Source organism: Amycolatopsis sp. FDAARGOS 1241 (assembly GCF_016889705.1).
Lineage (GTDB): Bacteria > Actinomycetota > Actinomycetes > Mycobacteriales > Pseudonocardiaceae > Amycolatopsis.
On record NZ_CP069526.1, the window covers coordinates 2864060 to 2886646 of the forward strand.

Here is a 22587-nt window from a genome sequence, read left to right on the forward strand (position 1 = left end):
AGCCGTTGCTTCGGCGCGATTACGCCGACTCATTCCGTCATCTCGCCGAAGGGGTCTGGTCTCGCCCATTCCCGAACTGGTCCCGGAGCTCGGCGATCCGGTCCGCTGGTGCTGATTCGCCCCACCACTCCCGGCTGCTCCAGGCGGCCGGCTGCAGTGACCAGTAGCACGCGGGGCAGGTCGACAATCCGGAGCTGTTGTCGCGCGTCCGCCACTGTTGGTACGGCGTGGTGACGGGCAGCCCTCGCAGTGACAACGGAGGCAACCCATGCCCGCATTGTCTGAAATCTGGGCGATTACCCCAGGAGGAGTGATCGCGGTCGCGCTCACGACGGTCGTGATGTACGGGGTCTTCCTTGTGCTGGTACGAGTCATGGGGCGGCGCAGTTTGGCTGCCATGGCGCCTCATGATGTCGCCGGCATCATGGCCTTCGGCGCAGTGCTCGGCAGGACCGCACTACTGAGTGTGCCGACTCTCGCCGGCGGTGTTGTCGCCATGGTGACCTTGTTCGTGCTGCAGCGGTTGCTGGCACTTGCGCAGAAGACTCGGCCGTTCGGCGCGTCGCTGCGGCACGAGCCGGTTCTGCTCATGGCTGGGTCGGATGTCCGTCACGCTGACTTGCTCCGCGCCCGGGTGACACACGACGAACTGCGCCAGCGCCTTCGGCTGGCCGGTATAACGCGCCTTGACGACGTCGCCTGGGTCGTACTCGAGGCGAACGGTCAGATGAGCGTGGCCCGACGGGGCTCCACGCCAGATCCATTCCTGGTCGAAGACATTCCTGGATACACCGAAGAGAGGTTTCCATGAACGACGGTGGTGCGCCCGACACCTCGACCGGTGCGACGGCACATCCCGTGTCGGCGTCGGCGTTCCCGATCGTGCCGCCGACCTCCGGTGTGACCAGCGGGGCGCGCTCCTGGTTATTCCGATGGTGGTCGACCATCCGCTGCCACGGGCGTGTTTCGATCGTCGGACTGTGCGGCTCGGGCGATCGACACGACCACCCGCTCGCGCGCTGGGTCGATGCGCAGTTTCCGGAGGGTGTCGGCTGAGCGGGGTCGTTGGTGGGCAGCCTGTCCGTGTCGGCACCGGTACCGCGTACGTCGAGGCTGTGTCGTTCGGCCGAGGGCCGAGACGGCCTGGAGCAAACGCTGACCGACTTCGGCCGGAAGCGACTCACTGACCGCTGTGTCGCCGTCATCAGCGAGGCGCGGCCCGACAGCGGGTCGAACGTGCTCGTCGAGTCCGCTTCCCAGTCCCGGTGGGTCGAACACCTGCGCCGGGCCCCGCCCACGCCCGCCACGGTCAGGTCGGTCAGATCCGCGCGGGCATCCGACCGCATCGATTTTCGTCGAGGTCGGCGGCGAACTCGCCCTCGCGTTTCACCAGCTGGGCCGCGTTCTGTCGGTCGACACGGTGCAGATCAGAGAAGGTCGGATCACTGCGTATCGCGGGTCGTCAGCAACGCGCGACGTGACGACGAGGGAACGCTCGCGGGCAGATTACCCAGTAAGGACTGTCGTGCGAGCCATCACTGTTCGGGACCAGGACGTTGAGCGTGCCCGGCCGCGTGGCCACCGGCCAGACCATCCTGGTCCACGGCGCCGCGGGCGGCGTGGGCTCGATCGCGGTGCAGCTCGCCCAAGTGGTGGTGTAGGCGCGCCCGGCGACCTCGGTCACCGAGAGCTCGATCGTTCGGCAAGCGGTGGCCGAGGCCACGATCGGCACGGCCCGGGCACCGTGCTCCCCGTTGGCGATGCGTTCCGGCGAGTACTGCACACCACAGCGTTCGATCGGCTGCTGTCGTGTCCAGCCGCGTTCGCGCCGAGCGGCGTGGAGTTCCGCACCAACGCCGGCGAGGAAGGCGCGCGACGCGTCGGCGAAACCGCTGCCACGGGGGTCCATCCCGGACGCAGATCGCGACGGACGCGGTGTCGCAGCCACCTTCGAGCGCGACGACACCGCGGTTGACGAACCCGAGGACCCACCGGCGGACCATGGAGACGGAGACCCCGGCTCGCACTGCGCCTTCGGTAAGTGCCCTGGAAACCAGCTCCGTACGGCACCGGCACGGAGTCGCACAACCGGGTCGGCGTGTTCCAGGACCAGTGCTTCGCGCTGGTCGGAGTTCAGACCGGGCGCGGTATCACCACAACGCGATGCCAGAGAGCTTCCGGCGGTGGCCGAACTGACGGAGCCGATCACCGACGCGATGACCTACACGCAGGGGTCGCCCGCCCTCGGGCGCCCCATTCCTGTGTAGATGTTGCCCGTGCCCCCGGTGAGATTCGAACTCACACTGGACGGGTTTTGAATCCAGCCCTGAAATGGCCCCTGACCTGCATAGCGTCTGGTCTCTCGGGCGCGTGGGCCGCCCATAGACCGTGCCCGCCCGCGAAGCAGGCGTAGCGCTCGGGCGCTCCAGCGCGACTGAGCCTGCGTGATGGAGGAGTCCTCTGAGCCAGGGCAGCCCAGTGCCGGAGACGGAAGCGTCGAGTCGGCAGCTAACGTCGGAATGTCGGATCGCGGCTACGCCGTGACGCTGATTATCCGGGCGTCGAATGATCATCATCTGCCACCGCCGCTTGACCTTCCCGAAGGCATCACAGCGACGGTCGATGGACCGGAGGTCGTACTGGAGGTGCCGGTGCGCGCACCGGATGCCACAACGGCGCTAGGCGCTGCCGAGGACGCTGCACTGGACTTGATGATGACCCTTGCCTCAACGTTCAGCGGCTACGAGTTCGTAAGAGACGCACGGCGGCAAGTGCGTCGCACGGACGCGGTCTATCAATCAGACGGACCGCCGCCCCCGTTTGATGTGGTCGGTGGTGGGGTGACTGAGGCCGGAGCCGAATTGTACGACCCCGATGGCGAGGCCCGTCGGGCCGGAAGGGTGCTGAACATGCACCTCGCCGCGGTCGTAACGCATCCACCGGCTGAAGACGTTCGCCGGTTCGCGGGGCGGAAAGCCTGGTCGGCGCGGCTGCGTAACGGCCTGCGGCTGTTTCACGCGGCGCAGAACGCAAGGGACGAGATTGTCAAGTTCGCCCTCATCGCGGCCGCGCTGGAAGTGCTCGTGGACGCCGACGAGACGTCACTGCTAGAGCGGCTTGGCGCTGAGAAGCGGCAACTCCTCGGTACGCGGTTGGACGCGTTGCTGGCGGACTTCGATCTCACGAAGCCAGAGCGCGAGCGACTTCGAGACCGGCTGCAGAGCACCCGGGCAAAGGGTAGTTTTCAGGCAACTCGCGACTATCTCGGCATGCACGATGTTGAGATCGAAGACGGTGATCTCCGGTGGTGGGTGAAGCAACGCGGGCGGTATCTCCACACTGGGACGTTCGTCGATGAGCCCGAACGCCGGCATCGGCTGGAGCACGCAGTGAGCGCCTGCCTGACCGCAGAACTCGATCGCTATGCACCAGGTGCTTCGCCCCGCGAGAGTTAGGTAGACCTCTGACCTGCGAAACAGTGGATCCACGACTCCTCCGCGGTCTTAACTCCTGCCGTATCTGGCGCGGCCTGCGCTTCACCAACGGGCCATTGACCGCCACCTGCGACGGCAGGCACGACCCGAAGGTCAACAATGCGACGAGGCTGGCCGCCACGACCACGCGCGCAAGGGGAACCTCAGTCGACCGATCACCTCTCAGGCCCAACAGTCCGTCACTATGTGCTAACAGCAAGTGGATAGCCGAGTCGACGCCGGTAATGTCAACGAGGCCCTCCACCAGCCCATCCAGCTGGTGTCAGAGGGATGGTCAGCAAAGTTGCGCGAGCCCTTGGATCTGGTGTTCGATAATCCGGTTGTTGAAGCTGTCCTGGTTGCGCATGGGCTCGATCAACCGGTCACTCGGACGGTGCGCGGCACCCGCTACTACGCAGCCGGATCGACTTCGACAGGAACGCTTGGCTAATATTTCACGGGGGCGCTAGTTGGCGACACGAGCGTTCTCGACGTCCCCGTTACATTCACATGAGCAACGCTTCGCGGCGAGGACCGAAGAAGATTGACGAAAATGACGTCAATAGACACTTTGGCGTGCTGAATCCGTACACACGCGAGATCCCGCGATCGCTTTCGTACAGGGTCTGGTAAGCAACCACCGGAACCGCGGCCGCAATGGCAACCACTCAGGAGCGATCAGGCCGGCCTCGCCCCACCGGACCCGGCCGCCGGCAGCAGCAGCCCACGGTTGACCGCCCTGCGACAGCAAGCGGACTATCCGAGAATGACCGAGCAAAATTTCGTGGCGGTGCCGGGCAGTTCACGCGCCGCGCTGGCGGATGCACAGGTCGTCGGACCACTGGGGGCCGAACAGCGGATCACCGCTACCCTGGTCCTGCGGCGACGGTCCACACTTCCGACCGAACTCGTCGAAGGGCCGGGAACCCTGACCCGGCAGGAACTTGCCGACCGGCACGGCGCCGACCCGGCGGATATCGATGCGGTCACGGCGGCGCTCACCGCGGCCGGGCTGGAGATCGTGCGGACCGAGCCCGGTTCGCGACGGATCGTCGTGGCCGGGTCGGCGTCGGCGATGACCGCCGCGTTCGGTGTCGAGCTGAACGTGGTGCGCAGCAACGATCCGGTCGCGGACGGGATGATCGAGCACCGGGCGAGGTCCGGCGAGCTGAGCGTACCCGCCGCACTTGACGGGATCGTGGTCGCGGTGCTGGGTCTCGACAACCGTCCGCAGGCCCGCCCGCATATGCGGGTGCAGGGACTGCACGCACACGCGGGGGCGCAGAAGTCGTACACCCCGGACAAGCTCGCCGCGGTGTACAAGTTCCCTGCCGGGACCGACGGCGACGGCGAGACCCTCGCGATCCTGGAACTCGGCGGCGGATTCACCACCAAGGACGTGAACACCTATTTCCAGGACCTGGGCATCGACACCCCCTCGGTGACCGAAGTTCTCGTCGATGGCGGAGAGAATTCTCCGTCGGGCGACCCGAATTCGGCCGACGGCGAGGTGTTGCTGGATATCGAGGTGGCCGGTGCGCTCGCGCCGAAGGCCAAGCAAGTGGTCTATTTCGCGCCGAACACCGACCAGGGATTCGTCGACGCGCTGAGCGCCGCCGTGCACGCCGACCCGACACCGACCGCAGTCAGCATCAGCTGGGGTGCCAGCGAGGACCAGTGGACATCACAGGCGCGCATCGCATTCGATGACGCGCTCGCCGACGCGGCGGCGCTGGGGGTCACGGTCACCGCGGCGGCCGGCGACAACGGCAGCTCGGACGGGCAGGCGGACGGCAGTCCGCACGCGGACTTCCCGGCGTCCAGCCCGCACGTGCTGGCCTGCGGCGGCACCAACCTGAACGCCGATGCCCGCGGCACGGTGAGCTCGGAAACGGTGTGGAACAACGGAGACGGCGGCGGAGCGACCGGTGGCGGGGTGAGTGATTCCTTCGAGCGACCGGCGTATCAGACCGGCGCGGGCGTGCCGAAACCTCCGCGCGGCGGGAAGAACGACGGGCGCGGGGTGCCGGATGTGGCCGGCGACGCCGACCCGGCCAGCGGGTACGAGGTACTGGTGGACGGCAGGAGGATGGTGATCGGCGGTACCAGCGCGGTGTCCCCGCTGTGGGCGGCGCTGGTGTGCCGGCTGGTCCAGTCGCTCGAGCGACCGTTGGGGCTGATCCAGACCGAGTTGTACGCCGGCGTGACGCCCGGTCAGGTACAGCCGGGGTTCCGGGACATCACCGAAGGCGACAACGGCGACTACCGGGCCGGGCCCGGCTGGGACGCCTGCACCGGGCTCGGCGTCCCGGACGGCGAAGCGCTGCTGGCCGCTTTGTCGCACCGCGGATCGGACGGAGTCAGGGGGTAAAGCTGGGCGGCGTCGCTATGTCCGGGCAATTGGTGTCTCGTGGTGCCGTCAGCCGGAATGAAGTGGGTACGGTCGACGCGTGATCGCTGGTGAGCAGCCGGACATGGACGATATTGAGGCGCACTTCGTCGCGCTTCTTGACAGGCGAATGAGCCGTGACGCTGTCGACCGGTGGGCTGGTCAGTGGCTTTTGGATGACGGTCACGGCGGCGAAGACGATGCTGGTCGGCCTGGCCGAGACTGCCGTCCAGTCGATTACTGGAAACTGAGGACTGGTGGACATAGAACGACCAGTTGCGTGACAGCGGCGGGGCCACCGGACTTTAGGTGGTCCCACCGCCCCGCGAACTCACGCCGGTCGCTGGATCTCGCGCAACTCGTTGAGGAAGTCGCCGGCGGCGGCCTCGCCTGAGTATCGCTCACGTAGCACGGTCGATAGGTCCTGAGAGACCATGGTCAGCGACGGCAACGACTTGCGTCCGTTGGTCAGCGCCCGACGTCCATACACCACAGCTCCGTCGAGATCTCCCTCGCGAGCCGCAGCTACGCCGAGTGTGATCTGAGCTTCAGCGATGCGCATCGGCCAACGATCCTGGTCTTGGAAGCCGGAGCTGACGCGGATGACTTCATCGGATAGTTCGCGCGCGAGGCGGTCCTCGCCGACGTGGCGGTAACAGTCCATCGCGTAAAAGTCGTACTTGGACGGATCGACGACGAAGTGGTTGTCGATGTTTGCGGGATATTCGAGCTTGTCGAGCGCTACGCGGCCGCGCTCGAGTGTCGTGTTCATCTCGGCGTGCATGCCCATCCGGGCGTACGCCTTCGCCTGCTGTGCAATCAGCTGGACCGACACGCTGTGTGTCCCGGAGACCTGCTCGCCAGCCCGACCAGCTGCCAGTACGCCGCGATAGTCGCCCGCGGTGAGCGCGAACCAGGCCGTCATCTCGTGCGCCCAACCCATGATGCCGGGGCTGCCGACCTCCTTGCCCAGGCTCAACGCGGCCTGTCGAGTCGCCTCGGCTGCTCGTCGGTCGCCCAGGTCGTACTCGAGGCAGCCAACAAGGAGGGCGAGCCAGCCGGCGAGTTCGAGGGTGTCGCGGCGCTGGCGGAAGTTGAGTCGCTGTTCCTGCATCTCCACCAGTCGGCGAAGCCACTGGCGCCCTTCGGTGATCAGCTCGAACGGGGGTTGGCGGGCGTACTCCGAGCACAGGCGGTCAACGGTGATCCGGACCGCCTCAAGGGTTGCGTCGTTTACGTCAGACGCCTGAAGTCGGCTGACGATTTCGAGCGTGTCCATGCCCGTTGCAGTCAGCAGCTCGACGGAGTTGCTGGGCGCCTGCTCAGGGGGGAAGAGCGCTTGGGTTGCCGTGTTGAGAGTGGCGGCGATGAGCGGGGCGTAATGGCCGCCGGGCTTGTTCTCGCCGAGTTCCCATGCCTTCCACCGGCGGAGTAGGTGATCCGCGTCGGGAAGTGTCTTGTCGGAGTGGCGGCGCATCTGCTCGGCTGCCTCAGCCTGCGACCAGCCGCGGGCCTCACGCATGCTGCGAATGCGTCGGGCCCAGCTCGGTTGAGCGTCGCTCATGCTTGTCCCTTCGGCGTGCTGTGGGCGCCTTTCAAGATTCCAGTGTGGCACTCCGCGTCCGGTGCTGAGCAGTGATGCACTGGTGATGTTGGTACATCACCACCTCACCATCTCGTCACCAATCGTGACACTGTGATCGACGCTTTGTAACCGCGATCTTGGTTTACATGGAAACCAGCAACCGCAGAGCAACGACCGCAAGTCGTGCAACTAGCGATAGGTGGTGCTCCTGCAACGTCTGTGACTGGACTAGGCGGTCGTCAGCGCCTCTCGTCAATCTTGGCCTCGATTGCCTTGAGTCGGTCCGTGATCTCCTGCAGGGAGCGGAGCACTTCCGGCCACGGGCCGACGTCGCGACCGGCGATGTTGAGATCTGCGGGGTCGAGGTCGGGTCGGACGATCGAGCCGGCGCCGTGGCGTGTCACGACAATTCCCTGCTCGCGCAGCCGTCCAACGGCGCTCTGAGCCGTCCCGACGGCGACTCCGTACTCATTGGCCAACGCCTTGTAGCTCGGCAAAGCAGCGCCGGGCGCGTATCGCCCTTCACGGATCGCGTTGAGCAGCGCGTCCGCAACTTGCACGTACGGCGGTCTGGGGCGGCTCAGGTCGGGTTGTCCCATGTCAACCACGGTACAGGCGAGTCACTCAACAATCTCAGTCAACCAAGTGTGTTGACACAGTTGACTGACTTAACTAACCTCGCAACTGTTGCAGGTTTCGCCACCTCTTCCCAACAGCAAGAAGCCCCGACCGGTGTTGCAGCACCAGCCGGGGCGCACATCGAAACCCTTGGAGAAACGATGCAGGTTGAGCGTACCCGGCTGTACCGGGTTCGAGCGGTCGCGGACGAACTCGACGTCTCGGTGGCCACGATCTACAGGGCGGTGGAGTCGGGCGTGCTGCGTGCGATCCGGCTGGGCACCGGCAAGGGCGCGGTTCGGATCTGGGGCCACGCGATCGAGGACTACCTGGCGGCGTGCGAGTCGGCCGCGGTGACGCGCGCAGACCACGACCAGCAGGACCAGTGCGAGGCCGTCTCCGCGGGGGGTGCGGCCTGATGCGGACGTTCAAGGCGTTTCTGATTTCGGCGGTGCTGATCGCTTCGGGCGTGCTCGCGAGTGAGTGGCACGTGAAGGTGGCGGCGATCTGGCCGTGGCTGGTGACCGTCGGCGTGGCTGCGGGAGTGCTGGGCTTGGCCGAGTTGATGAAGGGCAACGCGGCCCGGGTGGTGACGGTGGCGGCCGGGCTGGTGGGGCTGTCGCTGTGGTTCCTCGGTTGGGTGCCGGCGGAGACGCCGGGCTACGGCGTGTGGCCGTGGGGCCTGATCCTTGGCAGCCCGGTGTTGCTGGTCGCGGCGTTCCTGGGCGTGCGCGGCCGGGGTGGTTCGCGTGGCCTGATCGGCCGCTGGTCGCGGCGTTCGCGCCGCAACGGTGGTGTGGCGTCGCGTTGGCAGATCTGGCGGGTCGCGTCGAAGCACGCGATGCGCCGCAAGGCGAAGGTCCTCAAGCCGAGCCTGCGCAAGGAGATGTGGTGGACCCGCCGGCAGACGCCGGTGCTGCAGTACGCCACGCCGATCGCCCGCGTCGGGCGTCAGCGGATCTGGTCGCCGGTGGAGGACGTGACGCTGCGCTTCGGTGGTCCGCGTTCGGGCAAGACGGGGGAGCTGGCGTGCCGGATTCTGGACGCGCCGGGAGCGGTGATCGCGACCTCCACGCGGACGGACCTGATCGACCTCACGTCGAAGCTGCGCGAGCAGCGCAACGGCCCGACGTTCGTGTTCAATCCCTCTGCGCTCGGCAAGTTGGAGTCGACGATCACGTTCGACCCGCTGACCGGGTGCGAGAACCCGGTGACGGCCACGCACCGCGCCGCGGACATGCTCCCGGCTGACGGCGGGGACTCCGAGCGGGAGCACTGGATCGCTCAGGCCCGTCGTGCGCTGGCCACGCTGATGCACGCCGCGGCTCTCGGTGAGCTGACCATGAGCGATGTAGCCGCGTGGGTCGCGGACCCGGCGGAGTCGGCCGATGAGGTGCTGCGCCTGCTGCGCCGTTCGCCGGAGGCGTCGTTCGAGGCGGCGGCCCAGCAGTTCCTGACCACGAACGACCGCACCCGTTCGTCGATCACGACGACGATCATGCCTGCGCTGGCGTGGCTGACCGACCCGAACGCGAAGGCCGCTGCGACCGGTGGGGCGTTCGATGTGGCCGAGCTGCTCGACTCGCGCGCCACGGTCTACATGCTCGGCGCCGAGGAGGGGCACACGGCGCCGCTGTTGGCCGCGCTGACCTCGCACCTGGCGCGGGAGGCCCGGCGCATCGCGTCGGAGTCGCTCGGTGGGCGGCTGGACCCGGCGCTGACGCTGGTCCTTGATGAGGCCGCATTGGTGGCTCCCGTGCCGCTGGACAAGTGGACCGCGGACATGGGTGGCCGCAACGTGACCATCCACATGGGCGCGCAGTCACGGGCGCAGCTGCGCCAGCGCTGGGGCGACACCGGCTGCGCGGCGATCATGACGAACTCGGCGACCGTGCTGATCCTCGCCGGCGCCCGCGACGGCGACGACTTGCAGGCGTACTCGCTGCTCACGGCGGACCGCCACGAGATGGTCGAGTCCGAGGACGCCGACGGCCACATCACGGGCCGGACGCCTCAGCGGGTGCCGGTGCTCTCGCCCGGGCAGATCGCGCAGCTGCCGGAGCTGCACGCGGTGGTCGTGCGCCGGGGGATGCCCGCGGCGATCGGGCAGCTGCAAATGGCGTGGAAGCGCGGCGACGTGAAAGCCGTGGAGCGCCGCGAACGCTGGGATGAGTTCTCCGGACGCTGGGAGCAGCGCCGCGACGAGTGGGCCGTGCGGTTCGCCGCGTTCGTCGACCTGCTCGCCGACAAGGTCGAACCCTGGCTGGCCCGACTCGAGGACTGGCACGCCGCCCGCAAGGCCGCCAAGGCCAACGTCGCGATCCCCGCCCAGGACCACACCGAGCCGGTGCTCGCGAAGGTTGTCCGGCTCGACGTCGCCGACTCCGCGCCGGTGGTCGTCCGGCGCGGCGACGCGCCGGAGGAGGAGCCGCTGGCGGTGCTGGACGCCGAGCTGGAGGCCGAGGCCGGCGAGTGGACCGAGACCGGCGCAGACGCCACCGACGAGCGTGGTGAGCAGCGATGAGCACCTTGACCACGCGACTTCCCGCCCTGCTCCAGACCGGCCACGCCACAATCTCGGCCAGCTACGACGCGAGCGAGCCCTACGCGATCGCGTTCGGGTTCGACGCAGTACAGCCCGGCCTGGAGTGGATGGTCAGCCGAGAACTGCTGGCCGACGCCCTGATCTACGGCACGGCCGGCGAGGGCGACCTGAAGGTCACCGCCCGCGGCGACCTGGTCGTGCTCGGCCTGTCCAGCCCCGACGGCACCGGAACTGTGGTGCTGCGCCGCGATGACGTCGACACCCTCGTGGTCGCGACCCACCGGATCGTGCCGCCCGGCCAGGAGTCCGAGCACCTGGACTGGTCCGACACTGCGGACTTCCCGGGGGTGAGCCAGTGATGAGCACTGCCGCCAACGAGCGGTTGAACGCACGCGGCTACGCGACCGGGCTGGGCGCGCTCAGTGAGACCGAGGCACGGACGCTGATCACGCGTGTGGCCGCCGGGGACCGGGATGCGTGGGGGCAGCTGTACGAGCACGGACGATCGTCCGTGGCCGCGTACCTGTCGCGACGGATGCCGGAACAGGCTGATGTCGACGACGTCGTGCACGACACGTTCGTGCGACTGCCGGAGATGGCGAAGGACTTCATGCCGGACGATGTTGGCGAGGTCGGCGCCTGGTTGTGTGGCCGGGTCGCTCGGTACACGTTGACCGACTACGGGCACCGGCGGTTCCGGCACCGCGCGGCAGCTGCAGAGACCTTCCTTGCTTCGCAGATCGCGCCGCCGGAGTCAGTGGAGGAACGGGAGTCCCGGCCGCTGTCGGATCGGATGCTGCACGCGCTGGCGCAGTTGCCGGACGCGCAGCGCAAGAGCATGCAGTTGCGGTATCTCGACAACCTGTCGAGGGCCGATGCCGCGCGGGAGGCCGGGTGCAGCCCCAACACCGTGGCGGACCAGTGCGTGAAGGCGCGTAAGCAGCTGCGTGCGCAACTGGCGGATCTGGCGCCGACGGCTCGCTCGTGGCTGGACGCGCTCAGCAAAAAGGAAGCGGTACACGAGGCGTTCGCCGCGGTGGGCGAGGACGACGTGCCCAAGGTGATGGCTTGGCTGCAGGACAACGGTGTCCAAGTGACGCACTCCTACGTGTGCGGCATCCGTAAAGGCCGGTACGGAGCGGCCCCGGCTGGGGTCGCCGCCGATGCCGGGCAGCCGACGCGGCCCAAGCCATCGGTGAAGCGCGACCGTGCGCGCTCGGTTGCGCAGCAGCACCAGGACTCCCACGGTCGCCTGCCGACGAGCGAGCAATTGGCTGAGCTCGCTGGGGTGAGCTCGACCACCGCACAGAAAGCGCTGAGCGACATCCGCGCCGAGCTTGCTGGGGTCGAGCCGCTGGCTGCGGTTCCCGCACCGCGTGCGGCCGAGCCAGAACGGCCCGTGGACCGGGCAGCGGCGTCCCGGCGGCAGACGGACGCGGCGCTGACCGCAGCAGCGTCGGCGGTGCAGCAGCTGCGAGCAGCACCCGAGTTGCGGGCCGACGAGACCGAGCGCGAGCGGTCGCAGCAGGTCGCCAGTTGGCAGGCCGACGACGCCGCTTCCGCAGACCGGGACGCGCTGGACCTCGCGTCGTGATGGCCGACGGTCCGGGCTGGGCGGCCAACGTGCCGTCCGGCTTCGGCCGGCCTCTGGACTTCATTTCTACGACCTTCGGGGAGAACCAATGAACGAGATCCTGACCTGTGTCCTGTGTGGACGCCGGGGTGTTCGGGACTTCGAGCCCGCCGACGCGCTGTCGCGGCGATGCGTCAACCGCGATGCCTGCCAGCGTCGCGTCGACGAGGCGGCGATGGAGCGGCCGTTCCTGCCCGGCTCCGCCGAGAGCGCTGCCGCAGCGGAGCCGGATGCGGCGCTGGCGGGGATCGCCCGTGAGGTCGAGGGGTTGCGCAAGGCCACCGAGACGATCCCGACGTTGTTCAAGCAGGTGGAAGACCTGGCCCGGGTGGTGCAGGACCTGGCCGCCAACATCGCGGCCCGCCCGGCCGAGGGCAACGCGGCGATGTCGTGGCTGGTCATGCCCGACGACCTGCAGCTGACCCGCGAGGTGCTCGACGAGCTGTGCGGGTGGCTGCGGGAGGTGTTCCTGCGCTACGCCGACGCCGCCGGCGCCCTGCCCGAGTGCTGGTTGTGGCACCCGGACGTGGTCGAGGAGCTGCTGTGGCTGATGCGCGTGTGGATCGCCGCCTATCAGGACGAGGACGCGTCGGCAGGCCGGGCCGGGGACTGGCACGACCGCTACCGCCCGGGCGTGGTGAAGCGGATCAAGCAGGCCACCGGCAACTGCTCGCTCGAGAACCACCAGGACGGAGGCAGCCATTACCGCCCCGCGCCGACGGTGCCGCTGACGGACGCAGTTGACCAGGTGGCCGCCTGGTGGGCCACGGCCCGCGAGGTCGCCGCGCCGGAGCCGACCGCGGAGCAGCTGTCGGCCGCGCACGTCGCCCAGGCCGAGCAGCGCCGCAACGGGAGTGGTCGCCGATGAGCCGGGCAGGATGGTCAAAGCTGGCGCTGCTGGTGCCCGGGCTGCTGGTGGCGCTGGGCGCGGCCGCCGCGACGGCGCACGGCCTGTTCGAGGTCGCCTCCGCGTCCGGGGTGCCGGCCGGTATCGCGTGGATCTACCCGCTGATCACCGACGGGCTGGCGATCGTGGCCTACGCGTCGACGTCGCGGCTCAGCGATGCGGGCAGCCGCTACGCGTGGGCTGTCGTGATCCTCGCCGCGGGACTATCGGGCGTCGCGCAGGCCGTGTTCCTCGCCGGTGGCTTCACCGCCACACCGACCGACGGGGCGCCAGCGACACCGGCGCCGGAGGTGCTGCGGTTCGGGGTCGGAGCGTGGCCGGCCATCGCGGCGGCGATCGTGGCGCACCTGTTGTTCATGCTCGCCACCGACCACTCGTCGGATGCGGTGGACGCGACCGACACAGCGGCGAGCGGGACGGTCCCGGCGGAAGCCGATCGGCTCGCGGCGTCCACTCCGGTCGTCGCGCCGAAGCCCGTTCAGCCGTCCGGCGTCCAGTCGCCGTCCGTTCAGCCCGGGCCTGTACAGCCGAGGGAGTTGGACGCGGCTTCGCGGTCCGCGTCGGATGGACGTACAGCCGCGCAGCCCGGGTCCGTACAGCCGGAGCCATCTCGCGAGCCCGCGGCCGAGGAGCCCAAGCGGGAGCGCCCGGTCTCGACGCCGTCGTCGCCGAAGCGCGACCGTGCGCGGGCAGCCGCGCGCAGGCACCAGGCCACCCACGGCACCCTCCCGACCGTCGATCACCTCATGGAAATCGCCGACGTCTCCCGAGGCACAGCCGGAACCGCCCTCCAAGAACTCCGCGAGCAACCCGCACCACTGCAACTCATCACCGAACTCAGCAACACCAAGGCCAACTCATGATCACCAACTCACCCAACACAGCAGAACCACCAAGCAAGCCACCAACTCAGACCAAGACCACCAAGAGCCACTCACCCAGCAACAACTCACCAAACCAAAAACGAGATGCACACCTCGGCATCACGATCCGATGGGCCGCTGCGCCGTGGCCGGCGCGCGGGAACGCCACTGCCGTTGTTGATCTCCACCGACCGCTAGTTGATCTTGTGAGGGGGTTCTGATGCTGTCGATCGGGCGGGGTTACTCGGTCAAGTACCTGACCGATGAGGTCGCGAAGGGCCGGGAGAACTACTACACCGACGCCGTGGCCGAGGGGGAGCCTCCGGGCCGCTGGTACGGCGCCGGGGCGGAGAAACTGGGCCTGACGGGGCTGGTCAACGAGCAGGACATGCGGGCGGTCTACGAGCAGTTCGTGGACCCGCGGGACGAGCTGTTCAAGGATCCGACCCGGTGGGCCGAGGCGTCCACTCTGGGCCACACCGGGCGGAACTATCCGACGCCGGACGGGCTGTACGCCGCTGCGTTGGACGCGGAGCCGCACGCGACGGCTGAACGGCGCGAGCAGTTGAGGTTGGAGGCGAACAAGAGCGCGCGGCAGAACGTGGCCTTTTTGGACGCCACGTTCAGCGTCCAGAAGTCCGTCACGGTCTTGCACACCGCGTTCGAGGCGCAGCAGGTGAAGGCTGAACGGACGGCTGAACGCCTCTCGGACGCGCTCACCTCGGCGGCCGGCTCGGGGGTGGATCCGGCCGAGGTGGCCGAGCTGGCGCGCCAGCGCGACGACGCGCGCGCCGTGGCGGACTCGTGGCGGGCGCACCGCGGCGCGGTTGAGGACGCGATCTGGGCCGGGAACCGCGCGGCGCTGGACTACCTGTCCGAGCACGCCGGCTACTCGCGGATCGGGCACCACGGCGGTGCCGCCGGGCGGTTCGTCGACGCCCACGACTTCGTGGTCGCGTCGTTCTTTCAACACGACTCCCGCGACCACGACCCGCAGCTGCACATCCACAACGCAATCCTCAACCGCGTGCAGGGCTCCGACGGCAAGTGGCGGACGCTGGACTCGAAGGCGATCTACAAGTTCCGCGGTGCCGCCGCCGCGGTCGGCGAGCGCACCACCGAGGAACACATCGCGCGCGCCCTGGGCGTGCGCTTCGCCGCCCGGCCGGACGGGAAGGCCCGCGAGGTCGTGGGAATCGATCAGCGGGTGATGGACCTGTTCAGCTCGCGCCGCCGCGCGATCACCCGCAAGACCGCAAAGCTGGTCGAGGCGTTCGAGACGCGGTTCGGACGCGAGCCGAACTCCCTGGAGCTGGACCGCTTGCAGCAGCAGGCCACGTTCGCCACCCGCAAAGCCAAGTCCCACGACGGCGAAACCGCCGAGGAGCGGCTGGAACGCTGGGACCGGGAGCTGCGTGCCGAGGTCGCAGACGGCCTGGCCGGCGTCGCCCGTGACGTGCTCAACCAGCCCCGGGGACCGCGCGAGGCGACGACGTGGTCGCCAGAGGAGGTGCTCAAGACCGCGCTGGCCGATGTGCAGTCGACCAAAGCCGGATGGACGGCACCGGACCTGACTCGGGCGATCTCCGACGCGTTGCCGGATCAGCTGGGCGACCTTGACGGCGCGCAAATGACGCGGCTGTTGGACACCCTCACCGCGGAGGGAGTGAAGCTGGCGACCCCGTTGACGACCTCCCGGCCGGGGGTTGCGGTGCTCCCGGACGAGCTGAAGCTCGCCGACGGGCGCTCTGCTTACGAGGCACCGGCCGGGCAGCTATACGCGACGCCGGATCACGTGCACACCGAACGTGCACTGCTGGCTTCGACGGCCCGCGGTGGGGCGCCGGCGCTCGACGTGTCCGCAGTGGACGGCTTCGTCTCGGCGCTGGCTGAGCACAACGTCGTCCTCGGCGCCGACCAGGCCGCCGCCGTGCGCGGTGTCCTCTCCTCCGGTGCGGCCGTCGAGTCGCTGGTCGGCCCGGCCGGCACGGGGAAGTCGTTTGTGGTCGGCGCGGTGGCGAAGGCCTGGCAAGACCCCGGTCTGTGGGGCGGGCAGGCGCGGAAGGTGGTGGGCCTGGCGGCGAGCCAGGTCGCCACCGACGTGCTCGCCGAGGAGGGACTGACCGCGCGGAACATCGCACGGTGGCTGAACGCTCAGGCCAAGCTTGCCGAAGGGTCGACACACCCGGAGCACGAGGCGTGGCGGCTGACCGCGGGGGACCTGGTGGTGGTCGACGAGTCGGCGATGGCCAACACCGCGGACCTGGCGAAGATCCACCGCTACGTCGAGCAGGCCGGGGCGAAGCTGCTGCTGACTGGTGATCACCGCCAGCTGGCCGCGGTCGGCGCGGGCGGTGGCATGGAGCTGATGGCCGACGCGGGCGCGGCATACGAGCTGACCGAGGTCCGCCGGTTCGCCGCCGACTGGGAGCGTGCGGCGTCGCTGCGGCTGCGCGACGGTGACGAGTCGGTGCTGTCGGACTACCACAAGCAGGGCCGGATCGTGGACGCCGGAACCCGCGAGCAGGCCGAGAGGGCCGCGGGCAAGGCGTGGCTGGCCGACACGCTGGCCGGGAAGCACTCGATCCTGATCGTGGACACCAACGAGCAGGCCGCGCAGCTGTGCGCCGAGCTGCGCAACGAACTCGTGCGCCTGGGCAAGGTGACCGAGACCGGCGTGCCGCTGGGCAAGCAGGGCACCTACGCCGGCGTCGGGGACCTGATCCAGGCCCGCAAGAACGGCTGGGAACTGGCCGGGTTCGAGGGCAACGGCGAAGTGCCGATCAACCGCAAGCGCTACCGAGTGCTCGACACCCGCGAGGACGGTGGCCTGGTCGTGGCGCGGGTCCTGGGCCGTGAGGATGGCATGGGGGAGGTGCTGGGGGAGCGGATCACACTGCCGGGCTCCTACGTCGGCGAGCACGTCGCGCTCGGCTACGCCTCGACCGTCCACAGCGCCCAGGGCCTCACCGTCGACACCAGCCACGCCGTGGTGACCGAGGCGACCGGGCAGGAAGCCCTCTACGTCGGGCTGACCCGCGGCCGGCACGGCAACACTGCCCACGTCACCACCGTGGCCGTCCCGAAGGACGCACCCGAAGGCGCGGCGCTGGCGGCGGTGCGGCGCAAGCCCACTGCGGTGCTCGCCGGGGCATTCGAGGGCAGCGTGCCCCAGAGGTCGGCGTTGCAGGAGGCGACCGAGGCCGCGGCCGAGGCCGAGGCGATCCGCACCCCGGCCGAGCTGCTCGCCGACGCGACAGAGCTGGCGACAGCGGGCCGCACCGCGCGGTGGCTGGACGATCTGGTGGAGGGTGGGATGCTCACGGAGAACGAGCGGGAACGGATCGCTGCCGAGGACGGCGCGCCGACGTTGGCGCGGTTGCTGCGTCGGGCGGAGCTGGCCGGCCACGACCCGCGGCAGGTCCTCGGCGACGCGGTGAGCGCCCGTGATTTCGCCGGGGCTCGTGAGCTGTCGAATGTGATCTACCGGCGGATCACGAGGTCGGTGCGGCTGGAACCGGTCGGTGACTCCTACGCCGATTGGCTTCCCAAGGTCGACGACCCGCAGTGGTCGGCCTACCTGCAGTCGCTGGCCGCCACCGCTGACCAGCGGCGTCGGGACCTCGGCGAGCGGCTGGCCGAGGAACCGCAGCAGTGGGCGCTGGAGGCGTTCGGGCCGGTGCCCGAACAGCCCGAGGCCCGGGACGAGTGGATCCGGCGGGCAGCGGTGGTGGCCGCGCACCGCGAGCTGACCGGCCACGACGACGCCGCGGCCGCGTTGGGTGCGGCACCGAAGACCGGGCAGGTCCAGGAGTACGCGTCTTGGCGCGCCGCGTGGCGGGCACTGGGCCGCCCGGAGGAAGGAGCAGACGAGGAAGAGATGTCCGACGGCCGCCTGCTGGTCCGCGTGCGGGCCTGGGAGCGAGAGAAGGCGTGGGGACCGGAGTTCGTCGGCAACGAACTGGCTGGCACACGCCAGGCCCAGCAGCGGCACAGCCACGAGGCGACGATGCGCCGCGCCGAAGCCGACGCGGCGACCGACGAGACCGAGCGCGCCCGGCTACTGCAGGAAGCCACCGAGGCCGAGGCGCTGGCCGAGGTGCTTAGCCAGCGCGCGACCGAGCTGGCGACTGCGGACGAGGCGCGGGCAATGTGGCTGGCGCACACCGCGGAGACCCGCGCCGCCGCCGACCGGGCCCGAGCACAGCTCAACGCCCGCGCCGTCGAGCGTGAGCCGGAGCAAAAGGTCACCGCTGACGAGTGGCTCGACGCGCACCGCGAGCACATGGCCGTCGAGGACGCCCACCGAGACGTCACCGGCGAGCACGACCTCACCGATGTAGCCGAGCAGCAGGCCGCAGACCTGGCAGCACTGGCTGAAGGTGATGAGGTCGCGCGCGGGGCCACCGAGACCGAGGTGGCAGACGTGCGCGAGGTCGCGGCCGAAGAACCGACGGTGGTCGACTCGGACGACGTGCGCGTGCCGTCGGCACCCGAGACCGCGGAGACGATCGAGCACGCTCAGCGAGCGTTGCGGGAGATTCAGGCGCGCGAGGCCGCCGACGCCCAACGGGCTGCCGAGGAAGCACAGGCCGCGGAGATGTACCGCCGCCACACCGCGGACACAGCCGAACTGGCGGCAGCCGACGACGATGCGGCGGTGGCGTCGTGACCGGTCAGCTGTGCGGCCACGGGGGAGCGGGAACCGCGATCGGAGGCTTCCCGTTGCCCCACCACGCCCACTCGAACGTCCAGTACACCTGCTCCAGCCAGCCCGGACGTTTCGTCAGCCAGTACGGCACCGGGCGACGACCCAGCAGCTTCGCCGTCGCCAGCGACTCCTCCACGATCGTTTCCTCGATCGCCGAGCCGAACCGCTGCGTGACCGGGGCGTCCGCCATGAACCACTTTCCAGTGGCCGGCCGAACCGTCGCGGTCGCCAACCAGCGGCACGTCTGCACCACGCCGAAGTGCGACCAGGTCTGCTCGCGCTCGTATAGCTGCTCAGCAGCAAGCCACAACCGCGCGAACTCCACCTTCGACACCCCGCGCACGTTCCCCGCCGGGATCTTGTCGAAATCGCGTCCCGTCAACTCCATAGCACCGATGATGACAGCCAGCACCGACAAGAACCGCCACCGAGCAGAGCAGATGCGGACCAAAAAGGTGATGCTTTCGGGCCCGGAGAGGCGAAAAGAAAAAGACATGTCCTCGCCGGACGGGCAGGTCTCCAGGATGGTCGAGAAGAGCAGGACGGTTGCGTTCGTGTGTGCCTGTCGTCCATCCCGCCGACCTCCCGAAGGGCTATCAGGCCTGTCAAGAGGGCAGACCGCAGGCACGCTCACCACAGCAGGAAGGTGCCCCCTTGACAGACCCGATCGGGCTGGCGCCAGGTCGACGGGATGGACGAAGAGGCCCCCACTTGTAGGTGGTCAAAAGACCACTCTCGGCGCTGACCGGAATGGGCGAGAGTAGCCCGGTTTCACGCTGAATTCGAATTACCGCGGACGATCACGAATAGGTCCGGGGATCTTGGCTGACCAAAATCCGACCCGAAAGGTCCTTTTCTTATGCGTACCAACGACGGGCCCGGCGCGATGTTGACACTTGAAGAAGTGTGCGCCGAGCTGCGAATCAACCGATCAACGTTCAATGGCTGGCGAGCGAAGAAATGCGCCCCGCCGTGCCTGAAATTGCCCAACGGGAAGTTGCGGTTCAGGCGATCCGAGCTGGACCGCTGGCTGCGCTCGTGCGCGGAGGTGACTGCGTGATGGAAACGACGTTCGATGTCCGTATCTGGGACGTGCGTGTGAAGACCGGTCGCCCCCGCAAAGGCGGGAAGCCTGGACGGAAGTCCTACGTCGTGCGCTGGGTAGTCGCCGGCCACGAGTTCCCGAAGACGTACGCGACTTCAGCGCTGGCGGAGAGCTTCCGCTCCAAGCTGGTCGTGGCTCAGCGCAACGGAGAGGCGTTCCGCGTCGTCGATGGACTTCCCGTCTCGATGGCACGAGCCGAGAACGATCAGTCGTGGTTCACATTCGCGCAAGAGTACGCGGACATGAAGTGGTCCCACGCCGCCGCGAAGTCCCGCGCGGGCAACGCTGATGCGCTCGCCACGGCGACGTTGGCCCTTCTCGCGAGCTCCCGCGGCAAGCCTGAGGACAAGGTGCTGCGCCGGGCGATGACCGGCTGGGCGTACAACACCTACAGACGGGACACGAGCAGGCCGGCCGACGTGGAGGCCGCGCTGGAGTGGCTCGGCTCGCACACCGTCAAGATGTCACGGCTCGACGACCTGACGATGCTCCGGGGCGTGCTCGACCGCCTCGCGCTGAAGATGGACGGCACGGCCGCCGCGGCGAAAACCGTCTACCGGAAGCGCGCTGTCGTGTTCAACGCACTGGAGTTCGCGGTCGAGAAGCGGCTGCTCCTGAAGAACCGGTTGCCCGAGGTGAAGTGGACTGCACCGAAGCGCGTGCGGGCGATCGACACGCGCGTCGTCGTCAACACGCGTCAAGGACCGCAGCTGCTGGCAGCGGTAGCCGAGCAGAAGGTGATGCGGGTGCCGGCAGGCTCATCCGAGCCGGTGATCGTGACGCGCCGCTCGTCCGGGCCGCGACTGGTTGCATGCTTCGGGGCGATGTACTACTCCGCGCTCCGGCCAGAGGAGGCGGTCATGCTTCGAGACGTCGACCTCAAGCTGCCGCGGAAGGGCTGGGGCGAGCTCCTGCTGTCCGAGACTGCGCCGATCGCTGGCGCGGCATGGACGGACAGCGGCGAGCGCCGCGACCGCCGTCAGCTCAAGCAGCGCGCCAAGGGCGAGGTGCGACCCGTGCCGTGCCCGCCGCCGCTGACCGCGATGCTGCACCGCCACGTCGAGCAGTACGGCGTCGCCGACGACGGCCGCCTGTTCCGGAGCCTCGACGGCGGTGACGTCGCAGAGTCGACGCTCGCACGGGTCTGGGACAAGGCCCGCCAAGCAGCCCTGTCCGAGGAGGAGTACCGATCGCCGCTGGCGCGCCGGCCGTACGACCTGCGGCACGCGTGCGTGTCGACTTGGCTGGCGGCCGGCGTACAGTCCGCCCAGGTAGCTGCCTGGGCGGGGCACTCAGTGGCTGTGCTGCACGAGGTGTACGCGAAGGTGCTGGCAGGGCTGGAAGAGGTATCGCTGGCGAAGATCGCCACAATCCTCGGTCTGGTCGAGGAAGAGTAGGCCCCGGCCCCCTCCGCCGCGACGAATGTGGACAGCGAATAGACCAAGTGTAGCCGTACTTTGCCGGTCGCCGTCGCGCGCCACGGCGGACAAAGATCGGCCCCTGACCGGGTTGCGCCTGGTCAGGGGCCGGTTTCTGAGTCATCGCCGGTCAACCCCGAGGTCGTCCAGCAGTTGCTAGCGGTCATTCCGGCCCGAGACCAGCGCAATCTACAGCCGTAAAGTGTCCGACGTCTTGCCCTAGTCCGACGAGTTCGACGTCGCGGAATCGCGAAAGTGGCTCAGACCGGAGCTGGTGCCAAAGATGCCCGTTCGTTGTTGTTCCTACTATATGGAGGCCCTCGCTGGTTGTCGCCGCGGCCACGCTATTAAAGGTTCCGACATCAAACTCGACCGCTGGAAGACCTAAATAAGTCGAAAGTTCCAGGTCTTTCCATTTCGTCCAACTTGTTCCTGTAGCAGTTCCTGTTTGTGTGGCGAGCCACACGTGGCCATCCCCGGTGACGCACAAGAAGTGCAATCCTGAGGGGGAGGAATTGACGGCGACGTCTATTATGCCACCATGTGCGGTGAGGTCGCCCGCGGCTGCTGGGTCGTCAACGAGAGTGAACGGATCCCACGTGCCGCCTTGACCATGCGACCAGTGCATTCGTCCATCAGCGCTGGCCCCTACGAGTTGGACGACACGGCTGTCAATTTTCGAACTACCACTGACGTCCACTGACCGGAAGCTGACCGTCGGTTTGACTCGATTTGGCGCACCGAATACCTGGCCGCCTGCAGGAGATTCGTCTCTAAACTCTGCAAATAAGCTACCGTTATCGGTCACTGCAGCAAGATCGAGATCAACATAACCTTGTTGACCTTTCTCTGGCCAACTCCGGTTCACTGCTGCTGCGACACGACGTGGTCTCGAAAAGGTCGGCTGTTGGTTTTGGTTACCTGTAAACCAAGTTCCAAAATGCTCGTCGCGCCACAATAAGAGTGGCAGTCCTGCGCTGGTGGCCAAGAACACGTACAGACCTTCGAGTGGAGCAATATCCGTTGGCGTACGACGTGCGCAAGCCACATCTACCGCGCCATTGAGGGCTGGATCGACGCCTGCTTGGGTCAAGACATTGTCGAATGGTTTTGTCCACCCGAAAGGGCTCCGAATTGTGTGAAATACTCCCCCATTAGATGTGCGTCCGACGACGTGCAAGTAGTTATCAGGCATTTCGAGCTCCTCCTTTGGCCAGATTGTGGACGAGCAAGGGGAATTACTGCCGATGACTTTAGCCGCTTGCCGGGTCATCGCCATCGACGGTGTGAACCCCAGGGAATCTCTTCTGTGGCTAACGTGGCCAGCCTAGGTGAGGTTG

Annotated in this window: 18 protein-coding genes; 13 read left to right on the forward strand and 5 right to left on the reverse strand. The window is 68.1% G+C overall.

Annotated features, from left to right (window positions below; translation table 11 throughout):
• Nucleotides 1-268: 268 nt before the first annotated feature.
• The 4 genes from I6J71_RS14200 (at nucleotide 269) to I6J71_RS14215 (ending at nucleotide 5844) form a co-directional block, all read left to right on the forward strand.
• Nucleotides 269-811, forward strand: coding sequence for a DUF421 domain-containing protein (locus I6J71_RS14200; protein WP_204095143.1), 543 nt, complete (start codon nucleotides 269-271; stop codon nucleotides 809-811).
• Complete coding sequence (locus I6J71_RS14205) at nucleotides 808-1056, forward strand: hypothetical protein (protein WP_204095144.1); 249 nt, start codon at nucleotides 808-810, stop codon at nucleotides 1054-1056. The genes I6J71_RS14200 and I6J71_RS14205 overlap by 4 nt, the downstream gene beginning before the upstream one ends.
• 1463 nt (nucleotides 1057-2519) lie before the next feature.
• A complete protein-coding gene (locus I6J71_RS14210; RefSeq protein WP_204095145.1) occupies nucleotides 2520-3455 on the forward strand; it encodes a hypothetical protein in 936 nt (311 codons plus the stop codon).
• Between the two features lie 748 nt (nucleotides 3456-4203).
• Nucleotides 4204-5844 (forward strand): protease pro-enzyme activation domain-containing protein, encoded by a 1641-nt coding sequence (locus I6J71_RS14215; protein ID WP_239154811.1) that lies wholly within the window; start codon nucleotides 4204-4206, stop codon nucleotides 5842-5844.
• Here I6J71_RS14215 and I6J71_RS14220 read toward each other — a convergent pair.
• The 3 genes from I6J71_RS14220 to I6J71_RS14230 form a co-directional block, all read right to left on the reverse strand.
• Complete coding sequence (locus I6J71_RS14220; protein WP_204095146.1) at nucleotides 5834-6127, reverse strand: hypothetical protein; 294 nt, start codon at nucleotides 6125-6127, stop codon at nucleotides 5834-5836. The genes I6J71_RS14215 and I6J71_RS14220 overlap by 11 nt on opposite strands.
• Nucleotides 6128-6193: 66 nt before the next feature.
• On the reverse strand, nucleotides 6194-7426 hold the full coding sequence (locus I6J71_RS14225; RefSeq protein ID WP_204095147.1) for a helix-turn-helix transcriptional regulator: 1233 nt from the start codon (nucleotides 7424-7426) through the stop codon (nucleotides 6194-6196).
• A gap of 260 nt (nucleotides 7427-7686) precedes the next feature.
• Entirely contained in the window at nucleotides 7687-8046 is a 360-nt protein-coding gene (locus I6J71_RS14230) for a GntR family transcriptional regulator (RefSeq protein ID WP_204095148.1), read from the reverse strand.
• A gap of 180 nt (nucleotides 8047-8226) precedes the next feature.
• On the opposite strand from I6J71_RS14230, the gene I6J71_RS14235 reads away from it, so the two are divergent.
• The 7 genes from I6J71_RS14235 to mobF all read left to right on the forward strand — a co-directional run bounded on the left by I6J71_RS14235 (nucleotide 8227) and on the right by mobF (nucleotide 18685).
• Complete coding sequence (locus I6J71_RS14235) at nucleotides 8227-8484, forward strand: helix-turn-helix domain-containing protein (protein ID WP_204095149.1); 258 nt, start codon at nucleotides 8227-8229, stop codon at nucleotides 8482-8484.
• A complete protein-coding gene (locus I6J71_RS14240; RefSeq protein WP_204095150.1) occupies nucleotides 8484-10589 on the forward strand; it encodes a type IV secretory system conjugative DNA transfer family protein in 2106 nt (701 codons plus the stop codon). The genes I6J71_RS14235 and I6J71_RS14240 overlap by 1 nt, the downstream gene beginning before the upstream one ends.
• Nucleotides 10586-10969: an SsgA family sporulation/cell division regulator gene (locus I6J71_RS14245; protein ID WP_204095151.1), complete on the forward strand. Its 384-nt coding sequence runs from the start codon at nucleotides 10586-10588 to the stop codon at nucleotides 10967-10969. The genes I6J71_RS14240 and I6J71_RS14245 overlap by 4 nt, the downstream gene beginning before the upstream one ends.
• Nucleotides 10969-12204, forward strand: coding sequence for an RNA polymerase sigma factor (locus tag I6J71_RS14250; protein ID WP_204095152.1), 1236 nt, complete (start codon nucleotides 10969-10971; stop codon nucleotides 12202-12204). Before I6J71_RS14245 ends, I6J71_RS14250 begins: the two co-directional genes overlap by 1 nt.
• A gap of 88 nt (nucleotides 12205-12292) precedes the next feature.
• The gene (locus I6J71_RS14255) at nucleotides 12293-13111 is read left to right on the forward strand and encodes a hypothetical protein (protein WP_204095153.1); all 819 of its coding nucleotides are present in this window, start codon (nucleotides 12293-12295) and stop codon (nucleotides 13109-13111) included.
• Nucleotides 13108-14013: a hypothetical protein gene (locus I6J71_RS14260; protein WP_204095154.1), complete on the forward strand. Its 906-nt coding sequence runs from the start codon at nucleotides 13108-13110 to the stop codon at nucleotides 14011-14013. The genes I6J71_RS14255 and I6J71_RS14260 overlap by 4 nt, the downstream gene beginning before the upstream one ends.
• A gap of 220 nt (nucleotides 14014-14233) precedes the next feature.
• On the forward strand, nucleotides 14234-18685 hold the full coding sequence (gene mobF / locus I6J71_RS14265; protein ID WP_204095155.1) for a MobF family relaxase: 4452 nt from the start codon (nucleotides 14234-14236) through the stop codon (nucleotides 18683-18685).
• 4 nt (nucleotides 18686-18689) lie between these two features.
• Here the strand turns inward: mobF and I6J71_RS14270 are convergent, their stop codons facing one another.
• Nucleotides 18690-19112: a hypothetical protein gene (locus I6J71_RS14270; RefSeq protein ID WP_204095156.1), complete on the reverse strand. Its 423-nt coding sequence runs from the start codon at nucleotides 19110-19112 to the stop codon at nucleotides 18690-18692.
• A gap of 498 nt (nucleotides 19113-19610) precedes the next feature.
• On the opposite strand from I6J71_RS14270, the gene I6J71_RS14275 reads away from it, so the two are divergent.
• Entirely contained in the window at nucleotides 19611-19784 is a 174-nt protein-coding gene (locus tag I6J71_RS14275) for an AlpA family transcriptional regulator (RefSeq protein WP_204097049.1), read from the forward strand.
• On the forward strand, nucleotides 19784-21226 hold the full coding sequence (locus tag I6J71_RS14280) for an integrase (protein WP_204095157.1): 1443 nt from the start codon (nucleotides 19784-19786) through the stop codon (nucleotides 21224-21226). Before I6J71_RS14275 ends, I6J71_RS14280 begins: the two co-directional genes overlap by 1 nt.
• Before the next feature lie 184 nt (nucleotides 21227-21410).
• Here the strand turns inward: I6J71_RS14280 and I6J71_RS14285 are convergent, their stop codons facing one another.
• Entirely contained in the window at nucleotides 21411-22442 is a 1032-nt protein-coding gene (locus I6J71_RS14285; protein ID WP_204095158.1) for a hypothetical protein, read from the reverse strand.
• Nucleotides 22443-22587: the final 145 nt, after the last annotated feature.

Excerpts from the sequence above, each read along its gene's own strand:
- I6J71_RS14200 (WP_204095143.1), top strand. The coding sequence starts at position 269 with ATGCCCGCATTGTCTGAAATCTGGGCGATTACCCCAGGAGGAGTGATC.
- I6J71_RS14205 (WP_204095144.1), top strand. The coding sequence starts at position 808 with ATGAACGACGGTGGTGCGCCCGACACCTCGACCGGTGCGACGGCACAT.
- I6J71_RS14210 (WP_204095145.1), top strand. The coding sequence starts at position 2,520 with ATGTCGGATCGCGGCTACGCCGTGACGCTGATTATCCGGGCGTCGAAT.
- I6J71_RS14220 (WP_204095146.1), bottom strand. The coding sequence starts at position 6,127 with ATGTCCACCAGTCCTCAGTTTCCAGTAATCGACTGGACGGCAGTCTCG.
- I6J71_RS14225 (WP_204095147.1), bottom strand. The coding sequence starts at position 7,426 with ATGAGCGACGCTCAACCGAGCTGGGCCCGACGCATTCGCAGCATGCGT.
- I6J71_RS14230 (WP_204095148.1), bottom strand. The coding sequence starts at position 8,046 with ATGGGACAACCCGACCTGAGCCGCCCCAGACCGCCGTACGTGCAAGTT.
- I6J71_RS14235 (WP_204095149.1), top strand. The coding sequence starts at position 8,227 with ATGCAGGTTGAGCGTACCCGGCTGTACCGGGTTCGAGCGGTCGCGGAC.
- I6J71_RS14240 (WP_204095150.1), top strand. The coding sequence starts at position 8,484 with ATGCGGACGTTCAAGGCGTTTCTGATTTCGGCGGTGCTGATCGCTTCG.
- I6J71_RS14245 (WP_204095151.1), top strand. The coding sequence starts at position 10,586 with ATGAGCACCTTGACCACGCGACTTCCCGCCCTGCTCCAGACCGGCCAC.
- I6J71_RS14250 (WP_204095152.1), top strand. The coding sequence starts at position 10,969 with ATGAGCACTGCCGCCAACGAGCGGTTGAACGCACGCGGCTACGCGACC.
- I6J71_RS14255 (WP_204095153.1), top strand. The coding sequence starts at position 12,293 with ATGAACGAGATCCTGACCTGTGTCCTGTGTGGACGCCGGGGTGTTCGG.
- I6J71_RS14260 (WP_204095154.1), top strand. The coding sequence starts at position 13,108 with ATGAGCCGGGCAGGATGGTCAAAGCTGGCGCTGCTGGTGCCCGGGCTG.
- mobF (WP_204095155.1), top strand. The coding sequence starts at position 14,234 with ATGCTGTCGATCGGGCGGGGTTACTCGGTCAAGTACCTGACCGATGAG.
- I6J71_RS14270 (WP_204095156.1), bottom strand. The coding sequence starts at position 19,112 with ATGGAGTTGACGGGACGCGATTTCGACAAGATCCCGGCGGGGAACGTG.
- I6J71_RS14275 (WP_204097049.1), top strand. The coding sequence starts at position 19,611 with ATGTTGACACTTGAAGAAGTGTGCGCCGAGCTGCGAATCAACCGATCA.
- I6J71_RS14280 (WP_204095157.1), top strand. The coding sequence starts at position 19,784 with ATGGAAACGACGTTCGATGTCCGTATCTGGGACGTGCGTGTGAAGACC.
- I6J71_RS14285 (WP_204095158.1), bottom strand. The coding sequence starts at position 22,442 with ATGCCTGATAACTACTTGCACGTCGTCGGACGCACATCTAATGGGGGA.